A 15,762-nucleotide genomic window follows, 5' to 3' on the forward strand; every position below is an offset into this window, starting at 1 on the left:
GGATAGACCCGCACCAGCGTGTCCTGGACCGGATCGTCGGCCCGGTGCACATCGTCGACCAGCAACCGCGCGAGCCGCAGCAGCCCCGGTCCCCGGGCGAGCACGTACTCCTCGAACGTCGCCCTCTACTGACTACCCGGGCGGGCCGAACTGTTGACAGCGGCCGGGCGGCGGGACGGGGAGACGCGGGCGACGGCGAGCAGGAGCAGCCCGCAGCCGGCGACCAGGACCCAGCCGGGCCGCGAGGCGTGGGCGAGCCCGGCCGGGCCGGCACCGGCGACGAGACCACCGGCGACCGCCACGCCGATCGCCGCGCCGAACTGCCGCGCCGTGGACGTGATGCCGCCCGCGACCCCGGCCCGGTCCGCCGGCAGCCCGGCCACCGCCGTGTTGGTGATCGGAGCGTTCGCGAAGCCGATCCCGATTCCCAGGCACAGGTACGCCGCCAGCAGCACCGCCAGCACCGTGTGGTCGGTCAGGGTGGCCAGGCACAGGCCGCCGGCCACCGTGAAGCCACCGGCGAGCAGCAGCGGCAGCCGCGGGCCGGACCGTCCGACCAGGAACCCGGACAGCGGCGCGCACACCGTCGCCGCGACCGCCATCGGCAGCGTGACGAGACCGGCGGCGGCCGGCGTGAGGCCCCTGGCGTGCTGCAGGTACAGGGTGCTCAGCAGCAGGGTCACGTTCAGGCCGGCGAACACGACGACCGCGCCGAGGACCGCCGCCGTGAACGGGGCGCGGCGGAACAGCCGCAGGTCCATGAGGGGTTCGCGCCGCCGCAGCGACGTGACCACGAACCCGGCCAGCGCGGCGGCCACGAACACGTAGCCGGCGGGGGAGTCCCAGCCGGTGTGCGGGCCCTCGATGAGCAGCGCCACCGATCCGCCGACGAACGCGATGAGCAGCAGTTGCCCCGGCACGTCGATGCCGCGGGGCGACGGCGACCTGGACTCCGGGACGTACGCGACGGTGAGTGCCAGGACCGCGGCGATCAGCGGCACGCTCACCCAGAACACGGACCGCCAGCCGAGACCCGACACGAGCAGGCCGCCGGCGACGGGCCCGAGGGCCATGCTGGCGCCGAACACGGCGGCCCAGACCCCGATCGCCTGGGCGCGTTCCTTCGGGTCGGTGATGACGTTGACGACGATCGCGAGCGCGACCGGGCTCAGCATCGACCCGCCGACGCCCTGCAGGACCCGCGCGGCGATGAGCACCTCGATCGAGGGTGCGACCGCGCACGCCGCCGACGCGACCGCGAACACGACCAGCCCCAGTTGGAAGACGCGCCGCCGGCCGAAGCGGTCGGCGATCGCGCCGGAGGAGATCAGCAGACCGGCCAGCACGAGGGTGTACGCGTCGACCGTCCACTCCAGGCCGCGGGTGCCGACGCCGAGGCCCGCACCGATCGAGGGCAGCGCCACGTTGACGATCGTCGTGTCGAGCCCAACCACGAACAGGCTCATCGAGCAGATGGCCAGCACCAGCCGGCGGTGCCGGACGGGCTTCGGCAGGTCAAGGAGCACGGTATCCATGGCAGCGATCGTCACAGGGGACCCCGCCGGACCCGCAGAGAATTTGCGAAGACCGCAAAATGGGGGAGTGGACGCCGACGTGGAGCAGCTCATCAACGACATCGGCCCGCGGCTGCGGGCGCTGCGCCGCCAGCGGGGCATGACCCTCTCGGCGCTGTCGGCGCAGACCGGCATCTCCGTCAGCGCGCTGTCGCGCCTCGAGGCCGGCAAGCGCCGCCCGACGCTCGACCTGCTGCTGCCGCTCGCCCGGGTGCACCAGGTCGCCCTCGACCAGCTGGTCGGCGCGCCGGCGACGGGTGATCCCCGCGTACACCTCAAACCGCGGCGAAACCGCAAGGGCAGTGTCGTCGTGGCGCTGACGCGCTACCCGGGGCCGGTGCAGGTGTTCAAGCAGGTCCTCGGGCCGAGCGAGCCGAACCTCGTCACCCACGCCGGGTACGAGTGGCTGTACGTACTCGCCGGCGACCTGCGGCTCATCCTCGGCGAGCAGGAGCTGACGCTGCGACCGGGGGAGGTCGCCGAGTTCGAGACGAACACCCCGCACTGGTTCGGGCCGAGCGGGGAGCAGGCGGTGGAGATCCTGCACCTGTTCGGCCCGCAGGGCGAGAAGGCGCACGTCCGGGCCAGGGCCACCCGACCGGCGGCCCGATGAAGCTCAAGGCCGGCACCCCGAGCGCGGCGCACGCCTGCCAGGGGCACCGCCGGACATGGCAGTGCCCGGCGGGTGTTGCTCCGCCGGGCACTGTGGACGTTCGGGTCAGACCGCGACCGGGTGGGCACCCGCCACGGCGGACGTGCGCTCGCTGCGTTCGGTGAGGTACCCGAACAGCAGGCCGAGCGTCGCCCACGTGACCGCCTGGGTGCCGAGGGACGCGAGCCGGAACTGCCACAGCAGCACCGGTGAGAAGCCCTCCGGCACCTCGTTGACCGCGGGCAGCAGGGCGATCGCGGCACCGACGACGACCGCGGCGCCGAGCACGCCGGCGATCGTGGCGTTCCAGGTGCCGAACCGCGGCTGCAACGACCGGCTGACGACGATCGCGCCGAGGACGGCGGCGACCCCGATGACCAGCATCAGGAAGTACAGGCCGGTGCGCTGTTGCAGCGTGTCCGCGTTGCCGGTGGCCGGCGGGTTGGCCGGGTACTTCAGGAACGGCACGAGGGCCACCCCGACGAACCCGGCGAGGGCGACGAGCCCGGCGGTGGCGCGGGCGCTGATCCGGCCGATCCGGCCGATCGTGACCGCGACCGCGATGGCGAACAGGCCGCCGAGCGCGACACCGTAGACGATCGAGGCGGTGGCCAGACCGACGGTGCTCTGCACGGTCCGGCTCACCAGCTCGTGCTCGTGCTCACCGGCGGCCACGGGAGCGGCGTGGGCCTCCTCGAACGCGATCGCGTCGTTGATCGGGCCCTCACCGAACAGGTAGGCGAACAGGAACGCGGCGACCCCGGCAACCACGCCGACGATCATCCCGCGCACCAGCAGGGTGCGGGCCTGCAACATGGTCGCTTCCCCGTCTCAGTGACAGGGGAAGCCGAGCAGGTGCCGGCCGTCGTGGACGAACTCGTGCACGGTCTCGCCGGCCACGAGCGAGACGACGCCCTGCTCGGCACCGACGAAGTAGAGCAGGACGACGGCGAGCACGACGCCGAAGGCCGCCCACGGCAGGATCTGCCGCAACGGGATCGGGGCCGGTGCCGCGGCCGGGGTGGGAAGAGCAGAGATCGATGCCATGCTGATGCAGCCTCCTGCGGGATTTCGCGTCCCATCGAGCGTTGTCGTGACAGTGGCCGGGTCTGACTCCCACGGGTGTGTGGTAACAGCGGCGCGACCGTGCCGGGCTTGCACCGGCTTCCGTTCACTGTCACGTTTCGTTTCGGACGGTACGGACGCCGTACCAGCGTGTCAATCGAGGCACCCCTGATCAGGACGCCAGGTGCGCAATCTCTCGTGTGATCAACTTCTCGGCCGGGCTCCGGTGCGGCTCACGTCGACGGCGGCAGGGCGACCAGGTCCGTGCCGACCCGGTGCAGCCCGTCCAGCCGCCTGGTCAGTGACTTGCCGCTGGGGCTGAGCAGCTCGTCGTACTTCGCCCAGATCGTCTTGCCGCTGGCCTTGAACGCCCACGGGTAGTGCTTGTCGGCCGCGGCGACGACCTGCTGGGCGTGGTTCGCCCAGTGCTGCGCGGTGCCGTTGAGCAGCCGCGTGCCCTGCTTCTCCTTCGCCTCGACGTTCAGCGGCGGCACCTCACCGGGCAGCCCGACCACCAGCGCGGTGTGGCGGGCGTCCTTCTCCGCGAAGTCGAAGATGAAGAACGCCCGGTCGCGGTGGGCGCCGGTGACGACGCCGCCGGCGAACGGCAGCGCGTCCTGCCAGCCGAGCCGCTCCGCAAGGTCCTTGTTGAAGCGTTCGTATGTGTGCCCGTGCCGCTTCGCCCACCGCTTGCGCCCGACCCGCGTCCGGAACGCCGAGACGAGACCGGCCACGGCGGCCACGGTGACCAGCGCGCCCGCACCGGCCAGCAGCCAGGTGTAGACGTTGCCGACCTCCGCGATCAGCGCCACGCCGCCCGCGGTCATGCCGGCGCCCACCGCGAGGGCGACCAGCCGGCGCTGGTAGGACAGCATCGCCTGCTGCGGCTCGCGGGCCCCGAACCGGATCACCTCGACCAGCGTCAGCACGAAGCACAGCAGCGTCAGCGCGCCGATGCCCAGCCCGATGTAGCCGGCGATCCGCCAGCCCCGGTCGCGCCCGGCGATCTTCTCCGGCGAGTTGGCCGCCGCGTACTTGTCCATCATGTGCTGGTAGGAACCGCCCTCGTCGCCGCTGCCCCCGAAGACGAGGCACGTGTCGCGCGGCCGCATCGTCTTGCCGTCGCAGGTCGGCCGGTACTCCGCGATCAGCCGCGCCGACTCGCTCGCCTGCTGCTCGGGGGTACTCGTGCCGCTGTCGAACATCTGCCAGCCCACCAGCAGCAGCACGCCGCCCAGGACGATTTGGACGACCATCCCCGTATACCGTGATTTCACGACGAGATGTATAGCAGCCGATGGCTCCGCGTGGGGGGCACGCCGGTTCTGCCTACGGCCGGGCCGCCGGGCGGGCCGGTGGAACCCGGTACCGTCGGCGGATGCACCTGATCGAGATCGCCTCGACGCCGAGGACTACGGGCTGTTCCTCGGCAACGACGTCTACCTGCTGGCCTGCCCCGCCGCCTGCGACCCGGCGGCGATCTGGCCGGTGAACCAGCATTGAGCGGCTGGGACGCCCACGCGGCGACGTTCGACGACGAGGCCGACCACGGCCTGCGCGACCCGGTCGTCCGCGACGCGTGGGCCGCGCTCCTGACACCCGCACTGCCGGCCGCACCCGCCGCGGTCCTCGACGTCGGCTGCGGCACCGGCAGTCTGTCGGTCCTCCTGGCCGGGGCGGGGCACCGCGTGTGCGGCCTGGACGCCTCGCCCCGGATGCTGGACGTCGCGCGGGGCAAGGCCGACCGGCACGGCGTCACGGTGCCGCTGGTCCTCGGCGACGCGGCCCGCCCGCCGTTCGCGGCCGCGTCGTTCGACGTGGTGCTGGCCCGGCACGTGCTCTGGGCCCTGCCCGATCCCGCCGCGGTGCTGGCCCGGTGGGTCGCCCTGCTGCGGCCGCACGGGCGGCTCGTCCTCATCGAGGGGCGCTGGTCGACCGGTGCCGGGATCACCGCGCGGGACTGCGTCTCGCTGGTGCGCCGCCACCGGCAGGAGGCCGACCTCGTGCCCCTTCGCGACGACGCCCTGTGGGGCAGGGCGGTCACCGACGAGCGGTACCTGCTGCTCAGCAGGCGGTGAACGGCAGCGGTGCGCCCGCGCCCGCCGGCCGCCTGGTTCAATGCGGGCATGACCGACGGGGCAGCTGCGGCGCGGCCGCGGCGCGTGGCGCTGCTGGCCGGGCTGCTGGCGTTCGGCGGTCTCGCCACGCTGCTGTCCGTCGCCGTCGGCGGCACCGGCGCGTACGAGGGTCTGCCGCCGTGGATGCTCGTCCTGCTCGCCGTGCCGTACCTGGTCCTCGCCCGGGCGGTGTGGCGGGCCCGGCCATGGGCGTGGTGGGCGCTGGTCGTCCTGCAGGTCGCCGACGGCGCGGTGCAGCTGCTCCTGGCGACGTGGAGCCGGGACAGCGCCGCCGCCAGCCTGGACCTGCTCTGGCCGGCGTGCTACCTCGCACTGCTGGCCAGCCGGCGCACCCAGGCATGGTTCGGCCGCGGCGCGCCGGACCCGTAACGCGCTGCGACCCGGGACGCGGAGTGCCCCTTGCCCGCCCTCACCGTCGTGGATCTGCACCCGGTGGTGTGCTGTTCTCAGTCGTCCGTCACTTGTGTGCCGTGCTGGGCATGCAGTGTGACCGGGGAATCGAACCCCACGCCTGCCCGCGGCGTACCGGAGAAGGGAGCCGGATTGCCCGCCGGCTCTCGGGTCTGCGCACGCCTCCACGTCGGCTACCTGCTCCGCGTCCCGTGGCTCAGTCCAGCAGATCGGCCTCCCAGTTGGTGCGCTGGATGAGGGTGTCGACCTCGCGCAGCTGCCGGGCCAGGTCGTCGGCCCGGCCGCGCAGCTCGGCGACCGGCAGCGCCGAGAGCATCTTCAGCTCGGAGCGCAGCTGCCGGTATCCGCGCTGGCCCTCGCCGGAGGCGGCGTTCGCGGCGGCGGTGACGGTCGCGTGGCGCAGGCGCAGCACGTCGCGGCGGGCCAGGGCGTCGGTCAGCGTGCCACCCTCGATGCGGGTCGCGGCGTTGGTGCGGTTGATCCGCCGGATCAGCGACTCCAGCTCGTCCAGGACCGCGCCGGCCTCGGCGAGCAGCGCCGCCGCGTCCTCGGCCGGGGTCTCGCCCTCCTGGTAGCGGGCGCTGCTGTTGACACGGGCACTGAGCTGCTGGGCGCGCTGCGCCGCATCCGCGCGCAGTGCAAGGGCCTCGGCGAGTTTCACGGGACCAGTATCGCCGACGATGATCGTGTGCGGGTGCCCGCAGTGACGGCGCGCGATATGGTCGGCGGCGTGGGCGTGCTGATGGAGTACTTCGCCGCGACCGGCGAGGAGCTGGCGGCGATGAACCTCGAGCTGGGTCCGGTGTGCAACGACCTGCCGTATGTCGACTGCCGGGGCTGGGTCCTGGAGGTCGAGGAGTTCGTCGCCGAGATCGACGGCCGGGACGTGAGCGAGTTCGGCCCGGACGAGCCCATGTTCGACGCCGCAGACACGATCGACGCCGAGCGCCTCGGCCCGTGGACGGTGCGGGCCAACGAGGCGTTCGTCGCCAGCCTGGTCCGCCTCCAGGAGGACAAGATCCGTGCCTACGGGGACCGGTACCTGCTGGAGGACTGGGAGGTCGACCGGCTCATCGCCCTGGCCTGCCTGGCGCAGGAGGCCCGGCAGGACGGGCGCGACATCTACTCCTGGTGGTCGCTGTAGTCCGTGACCACCAGCGTCCACAGCAGGTCGCGCACGTGCGGCGGCAGCCGGTTGCCGAGCATCCGCCGCCGGATCAGGATGAAGCCGTGCGGATCCCGGTGGGCGCCGGTGCGCAGGTAGTGCACGGCCCGCAGGGCCTGCTCGCACGCGGAGGGGTCCGGCCACTCGTGGTCCGGCTTCGCGCGGATCGCCGCCGCCGCGGACTCGGTGCGCTCGTCGATCCGGTCGATGAGCGCATACTCGTTGCAGTCGCCGGGCCAGGTCTGTGCCCGCAGGTCGATGTTGCTGAAGGCGACGTCGACCAGGTCCGCGCCGCTGAAGTCGTTGCCGCGCCACTGGTTGTCGGGCCGGTCCGGGTCGGCGGCGAAGCCCTCGGGGGCGCCGAAGAACATGGTGTGCCACACCCGTCCGTGGAACACGCAGTCGATGAACTCCGTGGAGTCCACGCGCAGGTCGCGCAGCCGCGCATGGTCGAAGCGGCACCGTTCGAAGCGGGTGTTGCCGAGGTACGTGTTGCCGAGCGGAAACCGCGTCCGCCGGAACACGCAGTCGATGAAATGGGTCTGCCCCTGATGTCCGACGCTGAACTTCCCGAATGACGTCTCGGTGAAGTCGCATCGCAGGAATGTCCCACCATATGCACCGAAAGTATCGAACGTCTGACCTGAGAAGTCGACGTCGGCCAATTTCACGTGACGGTGTTCCACTCGTAGCAGATCCACCATTGGACCGTATCAGCGTTGTGCGACAGGGTCGTTACGCCGCCGGAACCCATTCGTGGCCGAACCAGCGGCGGATCCGATCCGTGCCGAATGCGCTTTTGTCGGCGGCGAGCGCCGTCGATGGTCCTTCCAGGCCGCCGACGGGCCGCTCGCCGGGGCGGAACGTGACGTCGACCTTCGCGACCCGGTCGTGGCCGAATTCCAGGTAGCAGATGCCGCGACCGTCGTACCGCGCGGCGGAGGTGCCGCCCTGGACGGTGGCGACGATCCGCTCGGCGACGACTGCGGCCTGCCCCTCGGCGAACACGCCCGCCTTCGGCGTGCCGATGCTGGTCACGTCGCCGACCGCGTACACGCCGGGGAACGCCGTCTCGCAGGTGCCCGGGTCGACCGGGATCCAGCCGTCGACGGCCAGCCCCGAGGCGGTCACGACGTCGGGCGCGCGGTCCAGCTTGGAGAAGCCGAACACGAACCCCTCGGCCTGGTCGACGAGCGTGAGCTCCACGTCGGTGCCGCACCGCTGCGCCACGACCGTCGAGAGCTCCAGTCCGCCGAATCCGGCGCCCAGCACCACTACCCGCGTCACCACCACATGAGAGTAGCCCGCTCTGGATCATGAATTCAGCCGGTCCCGCAGTGCCGCGAGCGGGCCGTCCCAGTCGCGGGCCAGCGCGGCGAGGAACTGCTGCGCCACCTTCATCGAGCCGGAGTCCAGCCGGTACCGGACCCGGCGCCGCTCGCCCGGCTCGGCCACCACCAGGCCCGCCTCGGCGAGCAGGGCCAGGTGCTTGGCGATGGCCTGCCGGGTGATCGGCAGCTGCCGGGCCAGGTGGGTGGCGGTGGCCGGGCCCCCGGCCGCGAGCGCGGCGAGGATCCCCCGCCGGCTCGGGTCGGCCAGGGCGGCGAAGACCTCCTGCGCCACCGCCTCCGGGTCAGGCCTGTCCATCGAGGTATGCGACCAGCTCGCCGAGCTCGCTGAGCCAGCCCTTGGTGTTGCCGTCGAACGCCGTGGAGTGGGCCTCGGCGTCGGCCACCTGCGCGAACCCGCTCTCCACCATCGTCAGCGTGGTGCCGGCGCCGTTCGGCTCGAGGGTGAACTCCACGTAGGTGCGCCGCGGGTCGCCGTCGGGCAGGCCGTTGACGGGCCAGCTGTAGGCGAAGACGCGGGGTGGCTCGAGGCGCTTGATGGTGAGGGTGGCGGTGTCGCCGCTGTCCCAGATGAGCGTCGCCTGGCCGCCGACGCGCAGGTCGACCTCGGCCCGGTTGCCGAACCAGGTGCCCAGGCCCTCGGCGGTGGTCAGCGCCGCCCACACCTTCTCCGGCGAGTGGGCCAGCTCCAGCGTGCGCTCGATCCGATCGGGGAACGTCATGTCCGCCTCCTTATAGCAACCATCCAGTTGCCACCAACGTATAGCAATCAACTGGTTGCGTCAACCGGATCGCACATGCATACCGCGGGCCGGGAGGAGGCGGCGTGCGGCGGCGCCGCCTCCTCGTCGAGGGGGGTCAGCTCACGGGCTCGACCCAGATGTTGCGGTAGAACACGTTCGCGCCGGCGTCGCCGTGGTCCTGGAGACGGAACTTGCCGGCGCTCGGGCCTTCGGCGGCGCCGTTGCCGGTCGGGCCGTCGATGGCGACGTTGTTGTGCACGGTGACGCCGTTCCACACGACGGTGACCCGGGCGTTCTCCGTCTTGGTGCCGGAGGTGTTGAACCGGGCCGCGCGGAAGGTCACGTCGTAGGTCTGCCACGTCTCCGGGGCCGTGGCGGCGTTGCTGGTGGCCGCGACTTTGTTGTAGATCGACGCGCAGGTGTCGATGCCGGGCGCGGAGGCGACCCCGAAGGAGTCCAGCACCTGCAGCTCGTAGCGGTCCTGCAGGTAGATGCCGCTGTTGGCCCTGGCCTGGCCGGTGACGCTGCCCGGCAGGTTCGGCAGCCAGAACTCGATGTGCAGCTTGAAGTCGCCGAAGCTCTCCTTGCTGCGGATGTCGCCGCCGAGGACCTCGACGCCGCCGTTGCCCAGCGGCCACGTCACCGCCGCGCCGCCGGCGCCCTCGAAGTTGTTCATGTTGGAGCCGTCGAACAGCACGGTGCGGTTGGTGCCGGTCGTGCTGTACGCCTCGAACTCGTAGATGCGGGCGGCCCCGTTGCCGTCGCTCGCCGGTGTGGTGACGTTGAGCCGCAGGTACCGCGCCTGCGTGGTGGTGAAGTTGTGCGTCGTGGTGCCGGCGGTGTTGGCGGTGACGGTCGCGACCGTCGTCCAACTGGTGCCGTTGGTGCTCACCTGGAGGTTGAAGTCGCGGGTGTTCCAGGCGGTGTTCTCCCCACCGGCGCTGGCGTGCTTGAGCACGATCCGGCTCACGTCCTGGCCGGCGCCGAGGTCGACCTGCATCCACTTGGTGGCGCCGGTCGAGCACCACTTGTCGGCGTTGCCGCCGGAGACGCTGCCGTTGACCGCCTTCGCCGGGGTCTCCGTGGTGGCGCAGGAGCTGTCGGCGGTGGCCGTCTTGTTCAGCGCGAGGTTACCGGTGGGCGGCGCGGTGCCGCCGTACACCTCGAAATCGTAGATCCGCGCGGCGGTGTTGCCGTCACTGGCCGGCGTGGTGACGTTGAGCCGCACGTATCTGGCCTGCGTCGCAGCGATGGTGTGCGTGGTCGTGCTGGCGGTGTTGGCGGTGACGGTCGCGACCGTCGTCCACGCGGTGCCGTTGGTGCTCACCTGGATGTTGAAGTCGCGGGTGTTCCAGGCGGTGTTCTCCCCGCCGGTACCGGCGTGCTGCACGACGAACTTGTTGACGCTGGAAACGCTGCCCAGGTCGACCTGCAGCCACTTGGTGGCGCCCTGCGAGCACCACTTGTCGAGGTTGCCGTTGGTGGTGGTGCCGTTGACGGCGCGGGCCGCCTTCTCCGACGTGGAGCAGTTGCTGTCGGAGGTGGCGGGCTTGCCCAGGGCCAGGTTGACCGGCGGGGTCTGGCCGGGGATGGCGTTGAGCGTGTACCAGACCTCGGTGCTCCACAGCGACTGGCCGTTGGCGGCGGCGAACGGCTTGGGGGAGCGGATGTGCACGACCCGGCCGGCCTTGAGGCCGTTGATGACCAGGTTGACCTTCTTGCCGTCGGCGGACAGCGTCGCCGAGGATACCGTCAGGGTCTCCTCGTCGACCTTCGGTCCGCCGTAGGCCGCGGTCGGCACGTAGCGCCACTGCTTGACCCGGTACTTGGTGGCCAGGGCGGACGCGGTGGCGGCCGACAGCGGCTGGGTGTATTCGATCTCGAAGCCGTTGGGCGTGGCCCGGGTCGCCAGCATGTCGAAGGTGTTGCCGCCGTTCGGGGTCAGCTTCTGCAGGCCGTAGGTCAGCTTGCCGGTCTGGCCCCAGTTGCCGCCGGCGCCGAGACCGCCGACGTAGATGGCGCCGTCCGGGCCGAGCCCGACCTCGGAGATGCCGGCCTCGAGACCCTGGGTCATCCGGTACAGCGCGCCCTGGTACTCGCCGTTGACCTTCTCCACGTTGGCGCGCTGCAGGCCGCCGTAGGTGACGTCACCGATGAGGAACTGCCCGGCGTAGATGCCGCTGGGCATGTACAGCGGCGTGCTCGGCGAGTTGCCGATCTCGTTCTGCGGCAGCCACAGCACCGGCTGGGTCACCGGGGCGTCGTCGAACAGGGCCTGCGGGTTGAGGTAGTGGTTGAAGAAGCGGCCCTGCTTGATGTGCAGCAGCTTCGACGCGGGCTGGTAGCCGCCCTGGTTGTCGGTGACGAAGATGCCGTTCTCCGGGCCCCAGCCGATGCCGTGCGGGGTGCGCAGGCCGCCGGCGACGTAGGTGAACGTGCCGTCCGCCGGGTTGATCTTGATGGTGGTGCCGCGGTTGACGACGCCCTGCGGGTTCGTGGTGGCGCCGCCGTAGTCGATCGACACCGACAGGTTCAGGTAGAAGAAGCCCGCCTCGTACAGCAGGCCGAACGCGAACGAGTGGAAGTTGCCGTCGAACGGCATGGTCGCGACGGTCTGGTACTGGTCGGCGACCTCGTCGCCGTTGGTGTCGACCAGGCGGGTCAGCCGCTGCTTCTCCGACACGTAGACGACGCCGTTGACGATCTTCAGGCCCATCGGCTCCTTGAGGTTGCTGCCGATGCGCTTCGTCGTGACGTTGCCCGGGGAGGTCGCGCCACCGGTGTTGCCGAGGATCCAGACCTCGCCGGCCTGGGAGGTGCCGGACTGGTCGCTGCCGCCCCAGGTGGAGATGACCAGGCGGCCGTCGGGCAGCCAGTCCATGCCGGTGACCTTGGGCTCGAACCCGCCGGGCCGCAGGTTCGTCAGCGTGAAGTTCGGGTTCACCGAGGTCAGCGGCAGCCCGTCGCCGGGGGAGTCGCCGGCCGTCTCGCACTCCTTGCGGCCGGGCGCGGTGACCCGCACGACGCCGGCGTCGGTGCTGAGCACCGAGTTGGGCACCGTCACGAACGACGACGAGCCGGGCGTCTGCCACTGCAGCGTCAGCTGCTGGCCGCCGCCGGCCTCGAAGAAGTCGATGCGCAGCGCGTGGTACCCGGTGGTGAGCTGGATGGCGCCGTCCTTGGCGGTCGCGCCGTGCAGCCCGTCATGATTGATGACAACGTTGTCATCGACAAGAAGACGCGAGCCGTCGTCGCTGATGAGCCGGAACGTGTAGTTGCCGGCCGTCGCGATGTTGACGTAGCCGAGGGCCTGCGTGAGGAAGTTGTCCTCCAGGCCGAACTGGGCCGAGGTCGTCCAGTCGATCGTCGGCATGAGCTTGTCGACGTTCGGCGTCTGTGCGGGCTTCAGCGTGCAGATGCTGCTCAGCGCGGTCTGCAGGTCGAAGGTGCGCAGGGTGATGCCGGGCTCCTGCGGCGGTGGCGCGGCGGACGCACTCGCCGCGGGCAGCACGAGGGCGGCGGCCGCGAGGGTGGAGGCGAGCGCACCCAGGATCGGGATGCGCGTGCGCCGGGGCGGGACGGACACGGTTCCTCCAGGGGAGAGCGGGATGCTCCGCCGGAGGCGCGGCACGCGACAACAGGCGGGGCATCACTGTCGATGTCCTGCGGGTTGCCCGGCACGCCGATGCCTGGCGCGGCCAATCTACGAGTCTTTCATTTCGATGTCTAGATGTTTTGTTCGAGATCAGCGAACTTTCCTGCGCAAATGACCAAAGATTTAAGGTTCAGCGGGCCGTCGGCCGCAGCGCGTCGATCTGCGCCCGCAGGAACGCCTGCGCGACGCCGGTCCTGGTGAAGATCGCGTCGAAGCCGTGGAACGCCCCGTCGACGACGGTCAGGTCGCAGGCGACGCCCGCCTCGCGCAGCCGCCGCGCGTAGTCGAGGTCCTCGTCGTGGAACAGGTCGTTCGTGCCCACGCCGATCCACGCGGGCGGCAGTCCGGCGAGATCCTCGCACCGCGCCGGCGCCGCGTAGTCGCTGACGCCCGCACCGCCGGGCTCGCGGCCCAGGTAGGCGGTCCAGCCGAACCGGTTGTTCTGCGGGGTCCACGCCCGCAGGAAGGTGGTGTCCACGTCGTCGCGCAGCACCGTGCGGTCGTCGAGCATCGGGTACACCAGCAGTTGGAACACCGGCGAGACCACGCCGCGGTCCCGGGCGAGCAACGCCAGGCCGGCGGCGAGACCACCGCCCGCGCTGGCGCCGCCGATCGCGACCGCCCGCGGGTCGACGCCGAGCCCCGCCGCGTTGCCGGCCAGCCACTGCAGCCCGGCGTACACGTCGTCCAGCGGGGCTGGAAACGGATGCCCGGGCGCGAGCCGGTAGTCGACCGAGGCCACGACGATGCCGAGCTCGCGGGCGAACGCGATGCAGGTCCGGTCGTCCTGCTCCGGCCGCCCCTGCACGAAGCCCCCGCCGTGGATCCAGTACAGCGCCGGAGCCGGTCGCCGCAGCGCCTTCGGCCGGTAGAGCCGCAGCCGCACGGCGGGCTGTCCGGGCGGGCCGGGCACGCTGCGGTCCTCGATCGTCATGTCGTCGGGGGTACGGGCGGCCGGCGCCCCGATGCGCTGCACGATCCGGACGAGCCACGGGCGCAGCTTGATCCGGGGGATGAACCGGGCGCGGGTCAGCTCGGGGTGGAACTGCGGCATCGTGCCTCCTCGGCGCGCACCCCCGCACGGATACCGGACATTAATGTCCGGACCCGTGGCCTGTCCACCCCGTCCCGTGGCCGCCCGCCCCCGTCGTTGCACGGACGGCCGCGGGCACTCAGCTGAAGTCGGGGACCGCGCCGCGGGCCGTGTCGGAGCGGCCCTTCGGCTCCTCCCACTCCTCCTGCCGGCCGAGCGCGGTCATGTCGAGGATCCCGTAGGCGCCACCGAGCTGTTCCGTGCCGCGGGCGAACGTCGAGTAGGTGTGGAAGACCTCGTCGCCGTCGCGCAGGAAGCAGCTCATCCCCGGCTGCTCGATCGGCTGGTCGCCGGCGTCGAGGATCCACGCCATGCCCGCCGCGCGCAGCTCGTCCGGGCCGCGGTAGTTGAACTCGACCGGCGCCACCGACGCGTCGAGCGTCACGTGGAAGTCGTAGTTGAAGTCCGACCCGAACGACGAGTACAGCGGGATCGTCCAGCCCCGCTTCGCCCGGTACCGCTCCAGCGTCGCGAGCGGCGCCCGCGCGACCACGGCGTACACCGTGCTGCGCGCCCGCAGATGCCGCAGCAGGCCGTCGGACAGCTCGTCGACCGCGGCCGTGCAGCTGCCGCAGCCGTCCTCCCAGTCGGGCCTGAACATGAAATGCTGCACGACCAACTGGCGCTGGCCGTCGAAGAGGTCCAGCAGCCCGACCTGCCCGTCCGGGCCGTCGAAGCGGTAGTCCTTGTCGACCCGCACCATCGGCAGTTCGCGGCGGCGCGTGTTCAGCGCGTCCTTCGCCCGCACCGCCTCCTTCTCACTGATCAGCAGGTCCCTGCGCGCCGCCAGCCACGCATCGTGGGACACGACATCCGGTCTGTTGGTTTCACCCATACCGGTACGACGAACGGGCGCCCGCGAAATACACGGTCGGCAGCCCGAAAATCGGGAACAGTTCGGTATCGAGGAAACTGTGCAGCCCGGTGACCCGCCCGTGGCCGACCTCCAGCACCTGGATCGCCCACGGCAGGTGCCGGTCGCCGTGGTTGCGGTACTGCCCGAACGCCGCCGCCCCGTTCGCCTGCACCGGCACCAGGATCGAGCCGGCGCACTCGGCACCCGGCCCGCGCAGGAACCGCCCGATCTCCGCCGCCCCCCGCAGCCACAGCGTGTACGGCGGCATCGACTGCACCGCGTCCTCGTGCAGCAGCCCGACCAGCGCGTCGACGTCGTAGCGTTCGAACGCGTCGACGTAGCGTGACAGCAGCCGCCGGTCGTCGTCGCTGAGCTCCCCGTGCCGCCGGTCCCGGCCCTGCCGCGCGTCCAGCGTGGCGCGCGCCCGCAGGAGCATCGCGTTGACCGCGCCCACGCTGACCCCGAGCAGCCCGGCCGTCTCCGCCGCCGACCACGTCAGCACGTCGCGCAGGATCAGCACGGCCCGCTGCCGCACCGGCAGGTGCTGCAACGCCGCCACGAACGCCAGCCGGACCGTGTCGCGCGCCGCGGCCGCGTCACCCGGGTCCGTCGGCAGCGGCGTCAGCCACGGCTGCTCCGGCGACCCGCTCGCGCCGAGGAACGCGGCCGCCGTCGACGCGGGACCGAGGTCCATCGGCACCGCCCGCCGCCGCCGCTCCCGCAGCAGGTCGACGCACACGTTGGTGGCGATGCGGTACACCCAGGCCCGCACGGACGAGCGCCCCTCGAACGCGTCCCCGCGCCGCCACGCCCGGACCATGGTCTCCTGCACGGCGTCGTCGGCCTCGAACGCCGAGCCGAGCATCCGGTAGCAGTAGCCGACCAGCTCACCCCGCATCGTCGCGAGCTCATCGACGTCCACGCCCATACGCCCGATGCTATCCACCCTCTCGCCCGGGTGCCCGCTGGAGGGCGGCCCACACCATGCTCCTGCGCCACGCGGGAGAAGATCAACGGCCTTCACCGTCATCGGGGCCGTCGTGCGGCCCAGGCCGTCACCC

General features: G+C 71.7%; 17 protein-coding genes. 4 read left to right on the top strand and 13 right to left on the bottom strand.

What is annotated here, in order from left to right; genetic code table 11:
* Nucleotides 1–125: 125 nt before the first annotated feature.
* Entirely contained in the window at nt 126–1,535 is a 1,410-nt protein-coding gene (locus OHA72_RS39955) for an MFS transporter (protein ID WP_327001273.1), read from the bottom strand.
* Nucleotides 1,536–1,602: 67 nt separating this feature from the next.
* Between OHA72_RS39955 and OHA72_RS39960 the strand changes: the two genes are divergently transcribed.
* Complete coding sequence (locus tag OHA72_RS39960; RefSeq protein WP_327001274.1) at nt 1,603–2,187, top strand: helix-turn-helix domain-containing protein; 585 nt, start codon at nt 1,603–1,605, stop codon at nt 2,185–2,187.
* A 105-nt stretch (nt 2,188–2,292) separates the two neighbouring features.
* Here OHA72_RS39960 and OHA72_RS39965 read toward each other — a convergent pair whose 3' ends face one another.
* The 3 genes from OHA72_RS39965 to OHA72_RS39975 all read right to left on the bottom strand — a co-directional run bounded on the left by OHA72_RS39965 (nt 2,293) and on the right by OHA72_RS39975 (nt 4,547).
* A complete protein-coding gene (locus tag OHA72_RS39965; protein WP_327001275.1) occupies nt 2,293–3,042 on the bottom strand; it encodes a CbtA family protein in 750 nt (249 codons plus the stop codon).
* 15 nt (nt 3,043–3,057) lie between these two features.
* A complete protein-coding gene (locus tag OHA72_RS39970; protein WP_327001276.1) occupies nt 3,058–3,273 on the bottom strand; it encodes a CbtB domain-containing protein in 216 nt (71 codons plus the stop codon).
* A gap of 251 nt (nt 3,274–3,524) precedes the next feature.
* Nucleotides 3,525–4,547 carry a hypothetical protein gene (locus OHA72_RS39975; protein ID WP_327001277.1) on the bottom strand — a complete coding sequence of 341 codons (1,023 nt, stop codon included), beginning with the start codon at nt 4,545–4,547 and terminating at the stop codon, nt 3,525–3,527.
* Between the two features lie 243 nt (nt 4,548–4,790).
* On the opposite strand from OHA72_RS39975, the gene OHA72_RS39980 reads away from it, so the two are divergent.
* Nucleotides 4,791–5,369, top strand: coding sequence for a class I SAM-dependent methyltransferase (locus OHA72_RS39980; protein WP_327001278.1), 579 nt, complete (start codon nt 4,791–4,793; stop codon nt 5,367–5,369).
* A 48-nt stretch (nt 5,370–5,417) separates the two neighbouring features.
* Nucleotides 5,418–5,798, top strand: a complete 381-nt coding sequence (locus OHA72_RS39985) for a hypothetical protein (protein ID WP_327001279.1) — start codon at nt 5,418–5,420, stop codon at nt 5,796–5,798.
* Nucleotides 5,799–6,036: 238 nt separating this feature from the next.
* On the opposite strand, the gene OHA72_RS39990 is transcribed toward OHA72_RS39985, so the two are convergent.
* Nucleotides 6,037–6,501 (bottom strand): DIP1984 family protein, encoded by a 465-nt coding sequence (locus tag OHA72_RS39990; RefSeq protein ID WP_327001280.1) that lies wholly within the window; start codon nt 6,499–6,501, stop codon nt 6,037–6,039.
* A 69-nt stretch (nt 6,502–6,570) separates the two neighbouring features.
* On the opposite strand from OHA72_RS39990, the gene OHA72_RS39995 reads away from it, so the two are divergent.
* On the top strand, nt 6,571–6,984 hold the full coding sequence (locus OHA72_RS39995) for a hypothetical protein (protein WP_327001281.1): 414 nt from the start codon (nt 6,571–6,573) through the stop codon (nt 6,982–6,984).
* Here OHA72_RS39995 and OHA72_RS40000 read toward each other — a convergent pair.
* From OHA72_RS40000 to OHA72_RS40035, 8 genes are all read right to left on the bottom strand, one after another.
* Nucleotides 6,963–7,529, bottom strand: coding sequence for a hypothetical protein (locus OHA72_RS40000; protein WP_327001282.1), 567 nt, complete (start codon nt 7,527–7,529; stop codon nt 6,963–6,965). The two genes, OHA72_RS39995 and OHA72_RS40000, sit on opposite strands and share 22 nt — an antisense overlap.
* A gap of 211 nt (nt 7,530–7,740) precedes the next feature.
* Complete coding sequence (locus OHA72_RS40005; protein WP_327001283.1) at nt 7,741–8,292, bottom strand: NAD(P)/FAD-dependent oxidoreductase; 552 nt, start codon at nt 8,290–8,292, stop codon at nt 7,741–7,743.
* Nucleotides 8,293–8,319: 27 nt separating this feature from the next.
* The gene (locus OHA72_RS40010) at nt 8,320–8,652 is read right to left on the bottom strand and encodes an ArsR/SmtB family transcription factor (RefSeq protein ID WP_327001284.1); all 333 of its coding nucleotides are present in this window, start codon (nt 8,650–8,652) and stop codon (nt 8,320–8,322) included.
* A complete protein-coding gene (locus OHA72_RS40015; protein ID WP_327001285.1) occupies nt 8,639–9,076 on the bottom strand; it encodes an SRPBCC domain-containing protein in 438 nt (145 codons plus the stop codon). Before OHA72_RS40015 ends, OHA72_RS40010 begins: the two co-directional genes overlap by 14 nt.
* Before the next feature lie 136 nt (nt 9,077–9,212).
* Nucleotides 9,213–12,683 carry a discoidin domain-containing protein gene (locus tag OHA72_RS40020; RefSeq protein WP_327001286.1) on the bottom strand — a complete coding sequence of 1,157 codons (3,471 nt, stop codon included), beginning with the start codon at nt 12,681–12,683 and terminating at the stop codon, nt 9,213–9,215.
* A 199-nt stretch (nt 12,684–12,882) separates the two neighbouring features.
* The gene (locus OHA72_RS40025; protein WP_327001287.1) at nt 12,883–13,806 is read right to left on the bottom strand and encodes an alpha/beta hydrolase; all 924 of its coding nucleotides are present in this window, start codon (nt 13,804–13,806) and stop codon (nt 12,883–12,885) included.
* A gap of 118 nt (nt 13,807–13,924) precedes the next feature.
* Nucleotides 13,925–14,653 carry a DUF899 domain-containing protein gene (locus OHA72_RS40030; protein WP_442788379.1) on the bottom strand — a complete coding sequence of 243 codons (729 nt, stop codon included), beginning with the start codon at nt 14,651–14,653 and terminating at the stop codon, nt 13,925–13,927.
* Nucleotides 14,654–14,672: 19 nt separating this feature from the next.
* Nucleotides 14,673–15,629, bottom strand: coding sequence for a sigma-70 family RNA polymerase sigma factor (locus OHA72_RS40035; RefSeq protein WP_327001289.1), 957 nt, complete (start codon nt 15,627–15,629; stop codon nt 14,673–14,675).
* Between the last annotated feature and the right edge of the window lie 133 nt (nt 15,630–15,762).

Origin of the sequence: Dactylosporangium sp. NBC_01737, assembly GCF_035963215.1 — a bacterium.
In the GTDB taxonomy this organism is placed as follows: Bacteria; Actinomycetota; Actinomycetes; order Mycobacteriales; family Micromonosporaceae; genus Dactylosporangium.